This is a genomic window from Dysgonomonas sp. GY75, assembly GCF_015234155.1.
GTDB lineage: Bacteria > Bacteroidota > Bacteroidia > Bacteroidales > Dysgonomonadaceae > Dysgonomonas > Dysgonomonas gadei.
In genome coordinates, this window is sequence record NZ_JADCLQ010000036.1 from 323,086 (window position 1) to 345,077 (window position 21,992).

General features: G+C 41.7%; 10 protein-coding genes and 1 pseudogene. All 11 read left to right on the forward strand.

Annotated features, from left to right (window positions below):
- Positions 1-49: 49 nt before the first annotated feature.
- The 11 genes and pseudogenes from IR083_RS13835 to IR083_RS13885 all read left to right on the forward strand — a co-directional run bounded on the left by IR083_RS13835 (position 50) and on the right by IR083_RS13885 (position 21,914).
- Positions 50-3,391 (forward strand): SusC/RagA family TonB-linked outer membrane protein, encoded by a 3,342-nt coding sequence (locus tag IR083_RS13835; RefSeq protein WP_194224752.1) that lies wholly within the window; start codon positions 50-52, stop codon positions 3,389-3,391.
- A 113-nt stretch (positions 3,392-3,504) separates the two neighbouring features.
- A complete protein-coding gene (locus IR083_RS13840) occupies positions 3,505-5,379 on the forward strand; it encodes a RagB/SusD family nutrient uptake outer membrane protein (RefSeq protein WP_194224753.1) in 1,875 nt (624 codons plus the stop codon).
- A gap of 631 nt (positions 5,380-6,010) precedes the next feature.
- Complete coding sequence (locus IR083_RS13845; protein ID WP_194224754.1) at positions 6,011-9,247, forward strand: SusC/RagA family TonB-linked outer membrane protein; 3,237 nt, start codon at positions 6,011-6,013, stop codon at positions 9,245-9,247.
- Positions 9,248-9,293: 46 nt separating this feature from the next.
- Positions 9,294-11,117 carry a SusD/RagB family nutrient-binding outer membrane lipoprotein gene (locus IR083_RS13850; protein WP_006799839.1) on the forward strand — a complete coding sequence of 608 codons (1,824 nt, stop codon included), beginning with the start codon at positions 9,294-9,296 and terminating at the stop codon, positions 11,115-11,117.
- A gap of 137 nt (positions 11,118-11,254) precedes the next feature.
- Positions 11,255-12,421 carry an exo-beta-N-acetylmuramidase NamZ domain-containing protein gene (locus IR083_RS13855; protein ID WP_194224755.1) on the forward strand — a complete coding sequence of 389 codons (1,167 nt, stop codon included), beginning with the start codon at positions 11,255-11,257 and terminating at the stop codon, positions 12,419-12,421.
- 45 nt (positions 12,422-12,466) lie between these two features.
- Entirely contained in the window at positions 12,467-13,939 is a 1,473-nt protein-coding gene (locus IR083_RS13860; protein WP_194224756.1) for a sodium:solute symporter, read from the forward strand.
- Positions 13,940-13,967: 28 nt separating this feature from the next.
- Entirely contained in the window at positions 13,968-14,831 is an 864-nt protein-coding gene (locus IR083_RS13865) for an ATPase (RefSeq protein WP_194224757.1), read from the forward strand.
- Positions 14,832-14,893: 62 nt separating this feature from the next.
- Positions 14,894-15,715: an N-acetylmuramic acid 6-phosphate etherase gene (murQ, locus tag IR083_RS13870; protein WP_006799843.1), complete on the forward strand. Its 822-nt coding sequence runs from the start codon at positions 14,894-14,896 to the stop codon at positions 15,713-15,715.
- Between the two features lie 99 nt (positions 15,716-15,814).
- Positions 15,815-16,999: pseudogene (locus IR083_RS13875) on the forward strand (serine hydrolase domain-containing protein); the annotation flags it as partial.
- A gap of 15 nt (positions 17,000-17,014) precedes the next feature.
- The gene (locus tag IR083_RS13880; protein WP_194224759.1) at positions 17,015-18,886 is read left to right on the forward strand and encodes a PQQ-binding-like beta-propeller repeat protein; all 1,872 of its coding nucleotides are present in this window, start codon (positions 17,015-17,017) and stop codon (positions 18,884-18,886) included.
- A gap of 22 nt (positions 18,887-18,908) precedes the next feature.
- Positions 18,909-21,914 carry a xanthan lyase gene (locus IR083_RS13885; protein ID WP_194224760.1) on the forward strand — a complete coding sequence of 1,002 codons (3,006 nt, stop codon included), beginning with the start codon at positions 18,909-18,911 and terminating at the stop codon, positions 21,912-21,914.
- The last annotated feature ends 78 nt before the right edge of the window (positions 21,915-21,992 follow it).

Genomic DNA, 21,992 nt, shown 5'->3' on the forward strand with positions numbered 1-21,992 from the left:
AGTCCAGTAATTCTCTTTCAATTATTACTTAAATTAAACCTATGTTACTATGACCGCATTAAAACAAGCAAAAAAAAGTTTTATAAAAAAACTTTTATGTATCCTCTTTGCAGGATTAATACTATCCACCGCGGGGAGTATGAATGTGCAAGCAAGCCCTGATAAGTCAAACGGGCCTTCAGATTTACAGCAAACTGCAAGAACCGTAAAAGGTACAGTTAAGGATCATACAGGAAATCCTTTAATAGGGGTAAGCGTCGCCATCAAAGGCACAACCAACGGTACAATAACAGATATCGATGGTAAATATTCGATCAATGCAGCAGCCAATCAAATCCTTAGTTTCTCATATGTAGGATTTAAACCTGTATCTATCCTTGCCGATCAAACCAACATCGATGTAATTATGGAAGAGGATTCTCAAATAATAAACGAGATCGTCGTTGTCGGATATGGAGTTCAGAAAAAAGAGAACCTGACCGGAGCTGTAGCTTCCGTTGATTTAGGAAAAACAGTAGAAAGCCGTCCGATAGCTGATATAGGCCGGGCATTGCAAGGAGCTGTACCGGGCCTGACTGTATCTACAAAATCGGGTGAGATAGGAGCTGCTCCCACAATTAAAATAAGGGGAGGCGTAGGCTCTCCTAACGGAAGCGCAAACCCACTGATTTTGGTAGACAATGTGGAGATTTCAGACATAACCCTAATAAACCCTGATGATATCGAAGCCATCTCTGTATTGAAAGACGCAGCATCAACCTCTATATACGGAGCCAGGGCCGCCTTTGGCGTTATACTTATCACAACGAAGGCGAAACAGCAAAACGACAAACTATCAATAAGCTACTCCAACAACTTTGCATGGAGAACGCCTACAAAGAAACCCGAACAACTACCGGGTTGGCAACAAGCCGAAATCAACCTGGCCGGTATGAAGGTAGCCCCTTCCCCTGCAAATTCATACAATGTGGTAGCCAATATGATAGTAGACCAGAAAACAGTAGACGGAATGAAAGCCTGGGCGGAACAATACGGCGATGGCAAAGGACTGGGATTAGAGATGGTTTACGGCCGCGACTTTGAGATAGATGCCGCCGGAGCACATTATTACAGAACATGGGATTGGTACGATATGTACATCAAAGACTGGATGCCACAACAATCTCACAACCTCTCTATAAGTGGAGGCAATGGAAAAACAAGCTATGGATTAACGCTGGGGTATATCCATCAGGAAGGACTCACCAAAGTGAATCCAGACATGTACGACAGATACAATACAAACATCACACTAAACACCGAACTTAGTAAACACATGACAGTCAGGGCAAATGCAATGTACACAAAAACCGATCTTGACAAACCGTTTATGTATGCCTCGGATTTATACGACCACATGTACTATCTGTACAGATGGCAACCAATGTATCCATATGGCACATTGGATGGGAAACCGTTCCGGAGCGCCTTAACCGAGCTGCAACAAGCCCCGATGACCCGGCGTAAGAAAGACTATATGCGCCTGGGCGCAGGGTTTACATTAAAACCAATAGATGGACTGACTGTTGACTTCGATTTTGTATACTCCACCATCGAATCACGTTACAAGAAATTTGGAGATAAAGTATATGCATACGATATCTTCACTGCGCATAATTCTCTGGAGAAATTAATGAATTCATATGGTAACTATATCTCTTCAAGTTACGATTATGTGTACGAAGAAAGAGGGCGCACTCAGACTCTTACAAACAATGTTATAGCAACCTATTCCAAGAAAATAAAAGATCATGATTTTAAAGTAATCGCCGGATCTAATATCGAACAAAGCCAATACCGCTACATCTGGGCACAGAAGAAAGGTTTACTTAGTGCTTCCAAACCCGAACTCAATCTGGCTGTCGGGGATCCGACTACCAGTTCCGAACACACCCATTGGGCAGTTGCAGGTTTCTTCGGGCGAATCAATTACGCCTTCAAAGACCGCTACCTCTTGGAACTAAATGGACGTTATGACGGATCATCAAAATTCCCAAAAGACGACAGGTTCGCATTTTTCCCTTCATTTTCTGCCGGATACAGGATATCGGAAGAAGATTTTATGAAGAAACTCTACCCGGCACTTTCATCATTAAAAATAAGAGCATCGTATGGCACTATAGGCAATCAGGATGTAGGATTATACCGATTCATATCTACACTCGACGGACAATTGGATAGCTGGGTGATAAACGGCGTAAGACAAACATCAGTAAGTGCACCGACAGTCGTATCCAAGTCCCTGACGTGGGAAAAGGTGAAAACCGTAGATGTGGGCTTCGATTCCAGATTCATAGACGACAAACTAGGGATTACATTCGATTGGTACAAAAGAACAACCAGTGATGTCCTTGCCGCCCAAGCCCTTCCTGCTACATTAGGTGCAACAAGCCCATATCAGAATATGGGAGAACTCGAAACCCCGGGCTGGGAATTAGCCGCCGATTTTCACCACAAATTTTCCAGTGGCCTGACAATTACATTGGGTGGACAGATTACAGACTATAAGACCAAAGTAAAAAAATGGTCGAATAACTCAACCATACCAAGTTACGGAGGAAACGGAAACGGATGGTCTACAGATGTAACAGTTTACAGAGAAGGCATGATCTTGGGAGATATATGGGGATTACAGGTAGACAGATTGCTTCAGGAAAGTGATTTTGACTCAAACGGAAATCTTGTAGAAGGCATACCAAATCAGGCAGAAGTATTTCCGGCAAATTATAAATTTGCACCGGGAGATGTATTATACAAGGATTTGGATGGCGACGGATACATCAGAAAAGGTGTTAGAGTGGATGAGGCTAAAGATATGTCCGTTATAGGAAATGCAATGCCTCGCTTCGAATACGGATTTAGCATAGGAGCTGATTATAAAGGATTCGATTTCAGCATGTTCTTCCAGGGCGTCGGAAGACGTAAACTGTGGGCAATGGGTAACCAGGTATTACCGGGCTATACTGCCGGCGAACCTTATTATAAAGGAGCAGAAGATTACTGGAGTCCCGAAAATACGAATGCGTTCTACCCTCGTCCGATGAACTATTCTCAGGTAGCCTCAGGTAATTATCAGGTAAATGACAGATACCTGCTCAATATGGCTTACTTACGATGCAAAACCCTGACTGTAGGTTATACGCTCCCCAGAACTCTAACAAAAAAAGCTTATATTAACAACCTCAGAGTTTATTTTACGGCAGAAAATCTATTCGAATTTGATAATGTAAAACCGGATATCGATCCCGAGATAGATGTCCGCTATGTAGGAACAGCAGCCGACTCCCGAAATTTCGGCCGCAGCTACCCTTATCAGAGAACCCTTTCCTTCGGATTACAACTTACATTATAATTGATTGCTTAAAATTAGAGATTATGAAAACGAGCATAAACAACAATTCACCAAAGCACATGGTAACTTTGTTATGCGAGTTTCCATACATCCGTTAAAAACAAAATTATCGTATGAAAAAATATTTATTATATATAGGATGTTTATTAGCTCTCGCAACTAACTCCGGCTGTGACGACTTTCTCGACAAAGCGCCTCTGGACAAGCTGGTAAATGATTCGTACTGGGTAGACGAAGTAAGCTTAAGAGCCTATTCTCAAGATTTCTATTCAACTTATTTTGTTGGATATGCTCAAGACTACAGGGCCTTTGGCGGCTATTTTTCAGGGGACTCATACAATGATGATTTCCTTCTTACAAGTGATAATGTGAGTGATACAAACCAACGCTTATTTTTCCCTACTACTAATACAACCGGGATCAACAGTGTTACCACCTTATGGACAGACCAATACAAGATCGTTCGCAAAGCCAATGTCATGCTCGAAAAAATCCCGGGTATGACCATCTCTGACGAAGCAAAAAATCACTGGATGGCTATTGCTCGCTTCTTTAGGGCAACAGCCTACAGCACCCTGGTTAAAACATATGGAGATGTACCTTATATAGAACTGGCCGTTGTAGATGCCAAAGATTACGATATTCTCTATAAAGACCGCGACCCTCAGGTTACAGTTGTAAATAAGATATTGGAAGACTACAACTATGCCTTGCAATACATCAGAGCAAACGATGGAATACGCCAGGTCAATAAATCCGTTGTGGGGGCATTCATGTCACGCAATATGCTTTATCATGCTACATGGCTGAAATATCATGGTACAACTGTTGGCCCGACATCCCAGCCGGTAAGCAATACCGAGCTTTCAAAATTCTTTAAAGGAGCTATCGATGGAGCAGAGAGTGTTATGGAATCGCACAATTATTCGATAGGCAATACATACAATGCATTATTTACAAGTGAAAGTCTGGCCGATAATCCTGAAATAATATTCTACAGGGAATACACCACAGGTATAGCCTGCAATGCACTAATGGCCTATAATGCTAAAGAAGACCAGAAATTAGGTGGAGCAACGATTGATGCTATTGACAGCTACCTATGCCTTGATGGCCTTCCGATAGGACAATCTCCATCCTATCAGGGACAATCAGATCCTAGTATCAAAAACTCTTTCAAAGACCGTGACCCAAGAATATACGATACATTCGTAGACACACTCCGCATCCTAAATTCCGGCCTGTTCAGCGCCGCCTCTCCTACCGGATTCGCTTCGAAGAAATTCCTTAATGAAGACTGGCTCTTGGGTGGTTCACCGTATGTTACAGGAATCCTCAGCCCGGCAGATGCACCTATAATACGCTACGCCGAAATACTTCTCAATTATGTCGAAGCCCGGTACGAAATAAGCAAAATAGGTGGAGAAGCATTTAGTCAGGCCGATCTTGACAAGTCCATCAATGAAATAAGAAAAAGAACCTTGACCAAATGGGGAGAAACACCTGCGGTAAGCAGAAAAATGCCAAATATAACTCTTAGCGGGAATAATATAGCCGTTAACAACATCGTTATAAACGACCCTGACCGTGACCCTTCAGTAGATCCTATACTATGGGAAATACGAAGAGAGCGCCGCACCGAACTCATAATGGAAGGCAGACGAAGCGACGATCTTAACAGATGGGCAAAGTTTGAATACTTAAACACAGGTACTTCGAACAATCCAAACAAAACAGTACTTGGCGCATGGATAGACAAAGCAGATTATCCGGGGATAGCCGCAGCCGTAAAACTATTTGACCCTGAGAATCCGGTGGCAACCCCAACCAAGGGATACATAAGTTATTTCAGCATTAGCTCTCCATTAAGATCTTTTACAAAAGGAGACATTAAGTCTGAAAGAAATTATTTACGTTCCATACCAGCCGCTCAGATAACGATCTATAAAGATAAAGGATATACCTTAACTCAAAATCCGGGCTGGTAAATACCCTTATCAAATAAAAAACACGTTCTATCACAGAACGTGTTTTTTATTTAATGGAATATCTATTAACAACTTATAGCGAGAACATACAAAACGTAACAATACCCATCGCCAAACAATCTATTACCCTAAGCCTTAGAACCAAACAGAAACTATCCGCAACATAATATCCGACAGATTTTACCCAAGAAGACAAACTACTCAACGATAATTTAAGAACAAATCAGGCCTACACCATATAAACTAATTTTTGTATAAGACATTTAATAATAGTTAATTTAAGGATTCTTTTTATACAATCCGCATTTTATTTAAATATATTAATTTATATTTGTTAGTACAATATTCTATAGTAATTGTAATATATAAACAAAGAAAGTACTTAGTCCTAAATTACTTCAATGGATAAGAAAATTACCAGCGAAGTAAAAATCTTCTTTATTCTTAAATGTGAATTTATTCTAATTTAAGTATCTAAACATTAATATTATATTAGCGGATATACCGCAACAACGTATAACATTGATATCACGAACCTTGTTTTATTGGCAATTCTGCTATAAAAAACACTATTTAGTCAAACTAATTAAGTAAGCCTTACAATTATTATTTAAATTAAACCTATGTTACTATGACCGCATTAAAACAAGCAAGGAAAAGTTTCATAAAAAAACTTTTGTGTATCCTCTTTGCAGGGTTAGTATTATTTACCGCAGGGAGTATAAATGTGCAGGCAAACACGGGGAAATCGGAAGATCCTACAGATTTGCAACAAACGGTAAAAACCATAACAGGAACTGTTATAGATAGAAACGGAGAACCCCTGGCTGGCGTAAGTGTCACAATACGGGGTACAGTTACAGGAACAATGACCGATGGATCAGGCAAATATGCCATAACAGTACGGGACAACAATCAGGTACTGAATTTTTCATATATAGGATTCAAACCCTTTTCCGTTCCAGCCAAAAACAATGTGATTGATGTCACGATGGAAGAGGATGCACAAATGATGGATGAAGTTGTTGTAACAGCGATGGGGATAAAGAAAGAGAGAAAGGCATTAGGATATTCTGTTCAGGATATTAATGCCGATGAACTAATGAAAAACAAGAGTACAAATGTCCTTAATTCACTAAGTGGTAAAATAGCCGGATTGAATGTTACACAAAGTAGTGGAGCTGCAGGAGCCGGAGCCAGTATAATCATCCGTGGGGGAACATCACTCGAACGTGATAACCAACCACTTTTCGTTGTCGACGGAATGATATACGACAACTCTACCGATGCCGGTGGCAATAGTGCTTTTGACGGCGCTACACGTGTCAACTCTACCAACAGTAACCGTATAATGGATATAAACCCCGAAGATATCGAGAATGTATCGGTATTGAAAGGGCCTGCAGCATCGGCTCTGTACGGCTCACGCGCAGCAGCCGGAGTTATCGTGATCACAACAAAAAAAGGACAGGAAGGACAAGTAAAGGTGAATGTAAATTCAAAGTTCAGTACTTCATGGGTGAATCGTTACCCGGAACAACAAGACCGTTACAAAAGAGGATACTATAACCAATCGGGAACTTTGGACGACTATACCATGAATTCATGGGGAGCTCCATTCAAAGAAGGAGAACAAGTTTATAATAATATGGAAGATTTCTTTCAGAACGGTAGCACATGGGACAATAATGTAAGCATATCAGGAGGTAGCAAAAATAGTAATTATTTCCTTTCCGCTTCCCGTTACGACCAAACAGGTATTATTCCTGAAACCGGATTTGAAAAAACTACTTTCCGTTTCAATGGGGAACAAAAATATGGCATACTCACTACAGGCGCAAATGTAGCCTATTCAATAGGATCGGCAGATAAGGCTCTGACCAGTACAGGTCTGACAGGTTCGGGCGGAACGGGTGCTATATCCTCTGTTTACAGATGGGCAAGAAATGATGATATGAAACACTGGCTTAACGAAGATGGCACCAGATACCGTATGTTCGAAGGGCTTCAGCTTCCGGCAGCGGACGTGGATAATCCATATTGGATTATAAACAGAAATCCTATCACGGAAAAAACAACCCGCTTTACAGGTACAATAAATGCCAAATTGAACATTGCCGAATGGTTCAACATTGCATATATAGCAGGTACAGACCGCTATACCACCAATACAAAAAGGATAATCGGTGCAAATGGCGGCGTAGACCTGATATATCAGAAAGGGATGCTATCTGAAAACGACAGGACATACGAATATTTATCATCAAACTTCATGATGAATTTCACAAAGAAATTCGGAGATTTTGACCTCAATTTATTACTGGGACAATCCGTTGAAGACACGAAAGTAAAAACCAACAGATACAGAGCATGGAACTTTGTAACTGAGAACTTCTACAATATAAACAATACTGCGAATGAAGACCGCCGCATAGCTCAGGGAAACAGCAGAAAGAGACTGGTTGGAGCATACGGTGAACTCAGAGCAGGATACAAAAACATGCTTTATGCCACTGTTACAGGACGTAACGACTGGACATCGACACTTCCTATTGATAACAGATCTTACTTCTACCCTTCTGTTAGCGGTAGCTTCCTTTTCACAGAAGTGATGCCTAAAAATGACATCCTTTCTTACGGAAAGATCAGAGCATCATGGGCAGAAGTAGGTAAAGATGCCGATCCGTATGTAACGAATACATACATAGATCCTCCGTTCCCTACAATTGGCGGTACCGGTATACAAGATGCGTGGACACATGGTAATGACATTCTGGTTCCTGAAAAAACAAGATCGACAGAAATTGGCCTTGAATTAGGTTTTCTTAATGGTAGATTAGGTTTCGACATGGCATACTATTCAAATAAGAGTATCAATCAATTGCTTAGTCCTAGAACGTCCCAGGCCACAGGCTATATATTCATGACCACAAATGCAGGTGATATCACAAATAAAGGCTTTGAAATATCCATTAAGGCCGAGCCTATAAAAACCAGAGACTTTTCTTGGAACACAATGCTCAACTTAGCTAAGAACAAAGGAAAAGTGAATAACTTATTACCGGGGATAGATGTACTTTATGTAACTGACGTACAGGTGGGAAGCGCAAAAGCTGCTTCATTCAACGGTGGTAACTTTATGGGAATATCCGGTTCTAAATACAACAGGGACGAGGCCGGAAACATGATTCTCGATTGGGAAAGCGGTATGCCGACATCAGACGGAAAAGAAATATACGATATCGGTAACCGTGAACCTAAACTGACAGGTGGTTTTACCAATACATTCCGGTATAAGGACTTCGAACTGTCTTTCCTTCTCGATTTCAGAATCGGTGGAGATATCTACAACGGAACAGATTATTTCATGACAGGTATAGGTATGAGCAAAAGAAGCATGGATCGCGAGTCGCTCACATTATCAGGTGTGGCAAAAAATCCGGATACACAACAACTGGAATCTAAAACATACACCTTCCAGGCAAACAAATTCTATCTGAAAGGACAGGAAGTTGCCAGCGGAACAGCTAAAGCTGAGAGTGGATACCAGATTATACAGAAATATTGGGATACATATTACAACTATGAATCGGCAAACTACATGACCAACACCAACTGGTTACGTTTGAGATCATTATCTCTGTCATACTACATGCCTAGTAAGATACTCAACAAGACTAAGTTCATTAAAGCGATGTCCGTCAATGTGACAGGAACAAACCTCTTGCTATTTACCAATTATAAAGGTATGGACCCAGAAACAAGTGCCGCAGGCTCCGGAGCTGTCGGTTCCAGCAGTGTCGGTATAGACTACAATGGTGTACCTGCAACGGCAGGAATGTCTTTCGGTATTAACTTAACATTCTGATTTTATATCCGAATACATCTTATTATATACTTTAATAATACATACAATGAAAAAAATAATATATATCTGTTTAGGCTTATTATTGATAGGTATGAGTGCCTGCAATGATTATCTGGATATAAACGATAATCCTGATAACCCCAACAATACCGTACCTACCCCCGATCTTCGGTTAAGAGGTATTTTGCAAAACTTTGTAGACAGCTATGAATCATCGGGAACCAGAGGTTGCTGGTTTACAGGAAATATCGGAAAATCTTACGGGACCGCAGCTAATGATTATCTTATCAAATGGGACCCGCAATCAGCCTCTACCACATGGCCATATCAGGCATGGTTTATATATACAGCTGCCAATCTGAAACCACTGATTGAGAAAGCTTCTGCCGAAGGAGCGTGGTCTTATGTTGGCGCAGCTAAATTGATACATGCATGGGGCTTTATGACAATGACTGATGTATATGGTGAAATGCCCTATACCGAGGCACTCACCAATGTAATCACTCCGAAATACGACAATGGGGAAACTATATTCTACGGATGTCTGGCTATGCTGGACGAGGCAATAGCCGAATTTCAGAAAGATCAGCCTGCAACTGCAACATCTTTTGCCAGTGGAGACCTGTGGAACGGAGGAGATAAGGATAAGTGGTTGAAACTCGCCTACGGTCTCAAAGCCCGCTGGCTGAACAACTTATCAAAGAAAAGCATATACGATCCTGATGCAATATTGGCTGCTCTGGACAAAGCTCCTAAAAACAACAGTGAAAGTACAATCATGCGCTATGCAAACTCGGCAAATGAGGATGAATCCGCTATACGGGCTTTACAACATCAGAATTTATCAAATACGACTTCACGTATTACAAAATGGTATCTTGATCTGCTGACAAATACTTACACCGGAGGTAGTGGTATAGTTGATCCTCGTACCGACTTACTTGTACCAAGCGGACAATATCTGATAAATAACGAATTGAAATATGTACGTGCCGTTGGTGTAGATTTTATAAAAAGCGACATTCGGACTAAATCAGGCCCTGTAGCTTTCGATATCTACTCCAGAACAGAGGATATTAATGGGAAACCATTAGGTAGTACAAAAGACATATGGTACAATGCCACTCAGTTGGTCGACAGAAAAGGTGACTCTATATACACACCAATCTATTCCGAATTATTATCATGGATCAAGGCGTCTCCGGGCGATGCAAAAGATGACCGTTATATAGCTAACCGCTATAACGGAAAAACAGCCCAAATCATCTCAACAGGTACATTCTATACCCGTGCCGATGCTCCCGGCCATCTGCTGGCATATCCCGAAATGTGCTTTATCAAAGCTGAAGTCCTTTTCCGAAAGGGAGACAAGGGTGGAGCTTTAACCGCATACAAAGACGGCATCAGAGCGCATATGGAATTAATGAATGATAAATTGAAAGATTATGATCAGACGGTATTCGGCAAGCAAGTGATACCAGCCACAGCCATCGATGACTTCCTAAAAAGTGCAGCTGTTGCACAAAGCGCAGGCGAACTGACTATGGCTAAGATTATGCAGCAAAAGTTCATAGCCTGCTCATATTCGCTACAAAACTGGAATGACATGCGCCGCTTCAATTACAGTGCAGGAAACATTAAGGACTTTGGAGTTGTTTATATCGATTTCGATCGTCCTTATGAGTTCAACAGTTCGAGCAAAACCCATTTCCCTACAGACGATCCGAAGAATGAGCGTTACTGGATACGAAGATTCCAACATTGTACAATAGAAACAGGTTATAACTCTGAAAACCATGCCGCTTCAAATCCTGAGGCCAAGTTACCTACAGTAAATTCGCTTCCGGTATGGTGGGATACTGCCGATTAAGATTTGTTTAGCATACGATCCCATTACTAAATTTAGTAATGATACATCAAAACAAGGGGTGAACAACCTGTGTTTACCTCTTGTTTTTCTTCAACACTTGATTATTTTTGATTATAAATCCGAATATCAAATAAAAAATGAAAGTATTCAAATTATTAATTCTTCTGCTGTTTCTTTCTTTTGCTGGTTTTGCCCAAAGCAACAAGGTTATAGTAGGTGCAGAATCTACAAATGAATATTTCCCTATCCTGAAAAACAAACGTGTAGCGATAATGTCCAATCACACAGGCATGGTCGGGAAAGAACATGTAGTAGACATATTGGTAAAAAATAAGATTAATATGATATGTATCCTGTCTCCCGAACACGGATTCAGGGGAAACGCCGATGCCGGAGAACATGTTTCGAGTTCTGTCGATGAAAAGACGGGAATACCGATCCGTTCATTGTATGATGGAAAAGATCAAAAACCAAGTACGGAGACAATGGACTCATTTGACGTCCTTATTATTGACATACAGGATGTAGGCCTGAGATTCTACACGTACTATATCACTATGGCACGGCTAATGGATGCATGTGCCGAATATAACAAGAAAGTAATTGTATTGGATCGTCCTAACCCGAACGGACATTATATAGATGGCCCTATTCTGGATATGAAACATAAATCCGGCGTGGGATGGCTCCCTATACCTGTAGTACACGGCATGACATTAGGCGAATTGGCCCTGATGATAAACGGAGAAAGATGGCTACCTGAATCGCGTGTTTGCGATCTGACTGTTATTAAATGTAAGAACTATACACATCAGACGTTATATCAATTACCGGTGCCGCCATCTCCCAATTTACCGAATATGAAGTCGATATATCTTTATCCATCCACATGCCTTTTCGAAGCCACACCAGTGAGTTTGGGAAGAGGTACTGAATTCCCGTTTCAGGTGTACGGGCATCCTAATATGAAAGGATATTCATTTTCATTCACACCCCGAAGTATTCCGGGTGCAAAAAATCCGCCTCAACTCGACCGTGAATGTTTCGGCGTAGACCTGAGAAATATACCGGATGAAGAAATATTTAAGAAAGGTTTTGACCTGTCATACATCATAGATGCTTATAAAAACTTAAATTTGGACGACCATTTCTTTCGCCCGTTTTTCGAAAAGCTTGTAGGAGTATCTTACATACGGAAAATGATAATGGAAGGACGATCGGCCGATGAAATAAAAGCAATGTGGAAAGATGATGTCGAAAAATTCAGGGAACAACGCAGACCATACCTTTTGTATGCCGAATAATTAATGTAGAATAATCTTCGACCAAGAATAAATACTTATACCTGTATGGATCCAATATTAATACTTATTACCATTGTCGCCTACTTTGTCGTTCTGTTCGGCATATCATATATAACGAGCCGTAAGGCCGATAACGAAAGTTTCTTTGTCGGCAACAGGAAATCATCGTGGTACATCGTCGCTTTTGCCATGATCGGATCGGCTATATCGGGCGTTACATTTGTATCTGTACCCGGTATGGTAGCCGTAAACAATTTTGCTTATTTGCAAATGGTTATAGGTTTCGCAGTAGGGCAATTCATAATAGCATTCGTACTGATTCCTCTATTCTATAAGATGAACCTGACTTCTATTTATGAGTACCTCGAAAACCGTTTTGGGATATCCTCATATAAAACAGGGGCATGGTTCTTCTTCATCTCCAAAACGCTTGGAGCAGCAGTGCGTTTATTCTTAGTGTGTGCCGTACTTCAGTTTCTCGTATTCGAACCATTCGGTTTACCATTTATTCTTAATGTGGCCGTGTCTATTGCGCTGGTTTGGTTATATACATACAAGGGTGGTGTAAAAACACTGATCTGGACCGATTCTTTCAAAACATTATGTCTCATCGTTTCGGTGATTATGTGTATCTATTACATCGCTTCCGATATGGGTTTCGGCTTTGGCAGTATGTTGTCGGCTATCAATGACAATAATTATTCGCAAATATTTTTCTTTGACGATATAAATGACAAAAGATATTTCTTCAAACAGTTTCTCGCGGGAGTGTTTACGGTGATTGCAATGACCGGACTAGATCAAGACTTTATGCAAAAAAACCTTAGTTGCAAGAATCCGAAAGACTCCCAAAAGAATCTTATCGTAAGTGGTGTTCTTCAGATTGTCATTATTTTACTATTTTTAATGCTTGGAGTACTTTTGTATATGTTTGTAGCGAGCAATAACATATCTATTCCGGAAAAAAGTGATGAACTATTCCCCATGCTGGCCACAGGCGGATATTTCCCTGTCATAGTAGGAATACTATTTATCATCGGACTTATTTCGGCGGCCTACGCAGCTGCAGGCTCGGCATTGACTTCCCTTACCACATCTTTTACAGTCGATATACTAGGCAGTTCAAAGAAAGGGTCGGATAGCACAATCGCCAACAAAAGAAAAAAAGTACATATGGCGATGGCTATTGTTATGGGAATAGTTATTATTGTTATTAATTTATTAAATAATACATCGGTTATAAATGCAGTCTATGTTTTAGCCAGCTACACTTATGGACCGATATTGGGGATGTTTGCTTTTGGTATATTTACTAAACTGACAGTGAAAGATAAATACATACCACTTGTAGCAATCCTCTCACCACTACTTTGTCTTATAATAGACCTGAATTCGGAGAAATGGCTCAACGGTTATTCCTTCAGTTATGAATTACTGATAATGAATGCGGCATTTACATTCATAGGTTTGTTATTATTAACAAAGAAGACAAAGGTTGAAAAAGAATTAGAGCATTAAGATAACGATAACGTAAAGAACGATAGATATGATTTTATTAGCAGATGGCGGTTCGACCAAGGTTGACTGGTGTTTAATAAACAAAGGTCAACTGGTAAAACAAATTTTCACAAAAGGAGCAAATCCATTCTTCTGCACCCGCGAAGAAATCAGCGAAGAACTAAGACTCTCGCTTGTTCCTGATATGTCCGGCTATAAAATAGAAGCCATATACTTTTACGGAGCGGGCTGTGCCTTCCCTGAAAAGAATGAAATAGTAAGGGCTGCTATTGCCGATAATTTCAATGTGGAAAATATAGAAGTAGGAAGTGACTTACTTGCCGCAGCCAGAGGGTTATGTGACCACAGCAGTGGCATAGCCTGCATTATCGGAACAGGATCGAATTCTTGTTTCTATGACGGTGAAAACATTATTTCGAATGTTTCTCCATTGGGTTATATCCTTGGTGATGAAGGGAGTGGAGCTGTACTAGGCCGTTTGTTTGTAGGCGCATGTCTTAAAAATCAATTGACACCGGGAATAAAAGAAAACTTTCTGAGCCAATACAATCTGACTCCGGCCGTTATTCTCGAAAAGGTATACCGCCAACCCACACCAAACAGATTTCTGGCCAGTTTGTCTCCGTTTATTCTCGGGAATATCAATGACAATACGATATATAATCTGGTATATAATGCATTTAAAGACTTCTTCATCAAAAATGTAATGCAGTATGAATATAAAGATTATGATGTACACCTTACTGGTTCAGTCGCTTTTCACTATCAACAAATATTGAGAAAGGCTGGTGAAGATTTGGGATTGAAAATCAGTAAAATTACACAGTCCCCGATGGAAGGTCTCATCACATATTACAGTAGCCAACAGGCGGTAGGTGCATTTAATTCTTAATTCTTAATTCTTAATTCTTAATTCTTAATTCTTAATTCTTAATTCTTAATTCTTAATTAAAAATGTCCTTTATAAAAATAACAGAACAGCCATCATTATACGACAACCTGGAAAACAAATCTGTCCACGAACTTCTCACGGATATAAACAAGGAAGACCAGAAAGTTGCCTTAGCTGTAGAAAAAGCCATACCCCAGATAGAAAAACTTGTATCGCAGATCATACCCCGTATGCAACAGGGTGGCCGTATCTTTTACATGGGAGCAGGTACAAGCGGAAGATTGGGTGTATTGGATGCATCTGAGATACCGCCTACATTCGGTATGCCGAATACACTTGTGATAGGTCTCATCGCAGGAGGAGATACAGCTTTGCGAAATCCGGTAGAAAAAGCCGAAGATAATCTGGAAGCCGGATGGCGCGACTTACAGGCATATAATATTAACGAAAAGGATACGGTAATAGGCATTGCGGCATCGGGAACAACCCCTTATGTTATAGGTGCTTTGCGCGAAGCCCGGAAACATGGAATCCTTACAGGCTCCATTTCCAGCAACCCCGATTCACCTCTGTCACAGGAGGCTGATGTTCCGATAGAAATGATTGTAGGCCCCGAATTTGTAACGGGTAGTTCGCGTATGAAATCGGGTACAGGCCAAAAGATGATATTGAATATGATTACTACCTCTACCATGATTAAGATGGGACGGGTAAAAGGAAACCGCATGGTAAACATGCAACTATCCAACGACAAACTTGTAGACAGAGGAACCCGTATGATTATAGACGAATTGGGACTGGACTACGAGCAGGCACAACGGCTCTTGTTATTGCACGGGTCAGTAAAAAAGGCAGTGGATGCTTACAAAGCCGATCATCTATGATTGACTTTTAGACATCTGTATTACAATAGACTACCTCGTGGCAGAACTGGCGAGGTATCAATCTTCATAACCCAAATTAAGTAAAGGAGGTCTGACATAATGAAAAGAATAATAATTCTCCCTATATTATTAACCTTGGCATACAGCACACTTTTCGCCCAGTCTCTGCCATTGGTTAACCCTAAAAAAGCAGGTATGGATAAGTCCAGGCTGATATATGCAGACAATGCCATCAACCAGTCAGTTCAGGATGGAGATATACCCGGAGCTGTACTTGCTGTCGTAAGACACAAGAAACTGGCCTATATGAAAGCCTATGGCAATAAACAAATCTATCCTGATACGGTAGCGATGACTACAAACACTGTCTTTGACCTCGCATCGTTAAGCAAATCCGTATCTACGGCAATATCTACAATGATACTGCTGGAACGGGGACAATTGAGGCTAAGGGACCAAGTGGCTATGTACATTCCCGGATTCCAGCCATGGACAGATAGTATAACAGGACGAAAAAGGAATATAAGGATCGTCGATTTATTGACGCATACATCAGGGCTATCACCTTATGCTCCTGTAGAAGAATTAAAGAAACAATATACTGTTCCGAATCCCGATGGATTAATTACCTATATATCGAATGTAAAACGCAATAATGAGCCAACTAAGGTATTTGATTACAGTTGCCTCAACTTTATAACCCTCCAGCGTATCATAGAAAATATATCCGGCATGAGCCTGCAAAACTTCGCCAGACAAAATATATTCAGTCCGCTGGGCATGAAGCATACCGATTACAATCCTACGGGCGAAACACTCGAATGGACAGCTCCGACCGAAAAGCAGGCTGACGGTTCAGTGCTGAAAGGTAGAGTACACGACCCGCTGGCCAATATAATGAATGGTGGGGTTTCGGGTAATGCAGGCGTATTCTCGAATGCGGAAGATATTGCCGTACTTGCCGCAATGCTGCTGAATGAGGGAGAAATCAACGGTGTGCGCATACTCAGCCCTTTAACTGTGCGTGCCATGCGTTCCGTACCGAAAGGGTTTGAGGAATTCGGCCGTTCACTGGGATGGGATGTATATTCCGGCTATGCCAGCGACGGAGATTTATTCGATGTATCCGCATACGGGCATACAGGCTATACGGGAACATCTATTACTATAGACCCCGACTCCGGCACTGCAGTTATACTGCTTACCAACAGGGTACACCCCGATGATAAAGGCGCGGTGTCACGCCTACGCGAAATAGTGGCGAATGTTGTAGCTGCATCTATTATAAAGGTTAAGTAAATGAATGTTTCAGGACACATAATAAGAAAGTATGTCATTCTTTCTCTCTTACTGCTAATATCCATAGCTTTCAGGGGACAGGACTTTCGTTTTGCCGTAGTGACCGATATTCATCTCAACCGCAACAACCCGCTCCCGGAAGAAGACCTGATAAATACGGTCAACGATATTAATACAAACAAGGATATAAAGTTTGTACTCGTAACGGGAGACATCAGCGAATCGGGAGATTACGAATCTTTGCGAAAAGCAAAAGATATACTGGACCGGTTAAACGTAAAATACTACCCCATATCCGGCAACCACGAAACTAAATGGAGCGAATCGGGTGCTACCGATTTCGGACATATATTCGGCTCCGAGCGCTTCGATTTTGAGTATGGAGGTATCCGCTTTTTCGGGTTCAATACAGGCCCCGTTATCCGCATGATGGACGGGCACATAGCCCCGCAGGACATTAGCTGGCTGAAACAGGAACTGGCAGCCATGCCATCCGGACAGCCTGTGATTCTGGTCACCCACTATCCTTTGCTCGACAGCGATGTAGATAACTGGTGCGACCTGACCAACGCTGTCCGCAGCTATAACATCAAATCCTTTATCGGCGGGCATTACCATAGCAACAGGCTATTTTCATACGACGGAATCCCTGCTTTTATCTGTCGCTCCAATTTGCGGGATAAACAAGATAATATCGGAGGATATTCCATATTCAATGTCACCTCTGATTCCCTCATCGTATATGAACGAAAGATAAAGCAAGAGCCTGTAAGATGGGGTGCTTATTCTCTAACAAAAGAATATTATACGGCGGATAATAAAACCTGTTCAGGTTATGACCTTTCCGTTAATAATGAATATCCACAGGTAAAAGAAGTTTGGACAACATTGAATGAGTCCGCATTCTATACATCTCCTGTAATATCGGGAGACAAAGTGTATGCCGGCGATGATTCCGGCGTATTCTCCTGCTATTCCGTAAAGGATGGTACAAAAGACTGGAGTTTCACTTCCGGAAACCGTATCGTGGGTACTGCGACAGTCTACAAGGATGCTGTTGTATTAGGCTCTGCCGATAAGAACATATATTGCCTCGATGCTAAAAAAGGAATCCTGCGGTGGAAGTATAGCGTAGATAAAGCTGTATTAGGCTCTGCCGCCAGCGACAATGGTATTGTTTACATCGGAGCCAGCGATAATACATTCAGGGCCATCGATATCAAAACAGGGAAACTGGTATGGGAATTCCCTGAAGTAAAAGGATATATTGAAACACGCCCGTTGATCTACAAAGACAAAATCTTTTTCGGCGCGTGGGATGAAACGATGTATGCTTTGGACAAACATACAGGCCGGTTGCTTTGGAAATGGGCAGAAGGCAGGAAAGGAATCCTTTATTCTCCGGCCGCAGTATGGCCTGTCGCTGCACACGACAGGGTATTCTTCACAGCTCCCGACCGTATGATGACCGCTGTTGATGCGAATAGCGGAGAAACTATATGGAGGATGTCCGACTGGAAAGTCAGGGAAACCATCGGCTTATCAGAAGATAAAGAGCGGTTATACAGCAAAACAATGCAGGACAGCGTTGTCTGTTACTCCGGTACAAGTGCTAAACCGCAACAAATTTGGGCGGCAAATGTAGGTTATGGATACGATCATGCACCGTCTATGCCTGTCGAAAAAGATAGTGTAGTATTTGGTAGTACCAAAAACGGAATCATCTTCGCCATTGAAGGAAAAACGGGCAAACTGCTCTGGAAACACAAAGTTGGAAATTCTATAATCAACACCGTTTATCCGTTAAACGGTAAAGAATGTATTTATACAAGTGGCGAAGGGTTGATAGGACTGCTTCGTTATGAAAAATAGATAATATATAAAACTCAAAATTATGGGAAGCCGTAAGATAACATTCTTATTTATATTTTTCTCCTTTATCCTGTCTCTTACATCCACCGGGATAAGGGCGCAGGAAATAACAAAAGATATGACTGATAAGATCGGTGAATATCTCACCAAGACCATTAATCAGCAAACGCGCATACGCCCTGTAACAATTGACTCTGTCGATATACAAAGAAAGAAGATCCAGCTGTTTGCTAATGTCAATTTGTCCTTCGGAGGCTTCGACAAACAACTGGTGGACGACATATATGCTGGGGTGAAAGAATATCTGCCGGATAATATGAAAAATTATCAGGTCGAACTTTTTTCCGACAAGTATAAAATAGAAGACTATATTCCGCTGATCAGGAAAGAAAAATTTACCAACAAAGTTGATAAGCCCTTAATAACACGCCTGTCTCATCCTGTAAAGAGCAACAAAGGCCTTCAGAACCGCCATATCGCCATGTGGCAAAGTCACGGCTGGTACTACGAGCAAAAGCTATCCCGCTGGGAATGGCAGCGTGCCCGTGTCTTCCAGACAGTAGAAGATCTATACACGCAAAGCTATGTTTTGCCATACCTTGTCCCTATGCTCGAGAATGCGGGAGCGAATGTTTTCCTGCCACGCGAACGGGATACGCAAAAACATGAAATAATTGTAGATAACGATAAATCCTTAAACAACTCTGTTTATAGAGAAACAGCAGGAAAAGAAGCATGGGCAAAGGGAGACAGCACCGGATTCGCCCATCTGAAAGAAGTTTATCTGGACTTGGAAAATCCATTCCGGGACGGTACATACCGGCAGGTGAAAACGATAAATAAAGGAGATGAAAGCCTTTGCGAATGGTTGCCCGACATCCCGGAAAAAGGAAAATACGGAGTGTATATATCCTATGCCAGCTTGAAAAACAGCAGCGAGGACGCCCGTTATACCGTGTATCACACCGGAGGAAAAACGGAGTTCAGTATCAATCAGACTATGGGGGGCGGCACATGGATATTTCTCGGATTCTTCTCCTTTGACAAAGGTAAAAATGAGAATTGTAAGATTACCTTATCCAACAAAAGCGCGAAAAGCGGGCGTATAATTACCGCCGATGCTGTAAAGATAGGGGGAGGTATGGGAAATATCGCACGTACCACCGATCCCGAAAATCTGAAGCAACCCGATGATACGACTGTATCTAAATTCCCACCAATAAAGTATGAATTGGAAACCAGCAATCATCCCCGCTATACAGAAGGGGCGCGTTACTGGCTGCAATGGGCGGGTGTTCCCGACAGTGTATACAGATGGACTAAAGGAAAAAGCGACTATACGGACGATTATCAGAGCCGTGGGTTATGGGTAAATTATATGGCGGGAGGATCTACTGTTATCCCGAAGGGGAAAGGATTGAATATTCCTCTGGATATGGCAATGGCTTTCCATAGCGATGCGGGCACAACCTATAATGATTCTATTATAGGCACGCTGACCATCTGCATGACGCATATAAACGATGAGATATTCGCGAACGGCACTCCACGCATTGCTTCCCGCGACCTTACATCCCTCATCATGGACGAAATAGTGAAAGACATACGCGCCGGATATGAGCCAGACTGGACACGACGTCATATATGGAACCGCAATTACAGCGAAGCCCGCATGCCGGAAGTGCCGACCATGTTGCTGGAGCTGCTCTCCCATCAGAATTTTGCGGACATGCGCTACGGACTCGACCCGGCCTTCCAATTTACGGCAAGCAGGGCTATTTATAAGGGAATACTTAAATTTATTGCTTATCAGTACAACTTCGATTATGTAGTGGCACCATTGCCGATAGAATCGTTCAGCACCGAATTTTCGGGAGATACGCAGGTGAAACTGCAATGGCTGCCGGTAAACGACCCGTCGGAAACGACCGCAACGCCAAACAGCTATATCGTTTATACCCGTACGGATAACAACGATTTCGATAATGGCGTCTTAGTAAAGGGTAACCAGACGACTATCAAGATAGATAAAGATAAGATATACAGTTTCAAGGTAACGGCAGTAAACGAAGGCGGTGAAAGTTTTCCTTCCGAAATATTATCCGTTTGCAGGAAATCGAATGAGAAAGGGACTGTCTTTGTTGTCAACGGGTTTCAACGTGTATCTGCTCCCGATAGCTTTGCCAGCAGTGACAGCATTGCCGGATTTTTAAGCTATAAAGACCACGGAGTGCCCGATAAGAACCAGTATAACCTTATAGGCAGCCAGTATGAGTTTCGCCGTAAAATACCGTGGATGGACGATGACGCAGCAGGATTCGGAGCAAGTAATTCCAATTATGAAACGACTGTGATTGCAGGTAACACATTCGATTATCCGTTTGTACACGGTACATCCATCGTAAATGCAGGCTACTCCTTCGTGTCTGCCAATACAGAAGCCGTAATGAATGGTCTGGCTGATATGAACAATTATAAACTGACAGACCTTATATTAGGGAAGCAGAAACAAGCAAAAATAGGGCGTGGCGCATTTCCCCCACGGTTTAAAACATTCCCTGACGAATTACAGTCGAAAATAACAGATTATTGCAACAGGGGAGGAAATATATTTATCAGCGGCGCCTATGTGGGCACAGACCTCTGGGACAACGAATTTGTAAAAAAAGAAGACAAGGAATTCGTGCAAAAGGTATTGAAATATAAATGGCGGACAGGGCAGGCAGCGGTAACAGGAAATGTCAAAAGCGTGGCTTCACCTTTCACACAACTCACAGGAACTTACAGTTTCTACAATGAACTGAATTCGGATTGTTACGCGGTAGAATCGCCTGACGCCATAGAGCCTGCGGATGCCAACAGCTTCACCGTATTCAGGTATAGCGAAAATAACCTGAGCGCGGGAGTAGCTTCTGATGATAATTACAAGACCTTCGTTCTGGGTTTTCCTTTCGAGACAATCAGGGAAACACCTTTGCGTGACCAATTGATGAGAAACATTCTGGATTTTATGTTTAATAAGAAATGATTATGTCTATAATAATATAAACGGATAAGTAGGGGCGAATAAACATTCGCCCGTTAATTACTGCGGGCGAATGTTTAT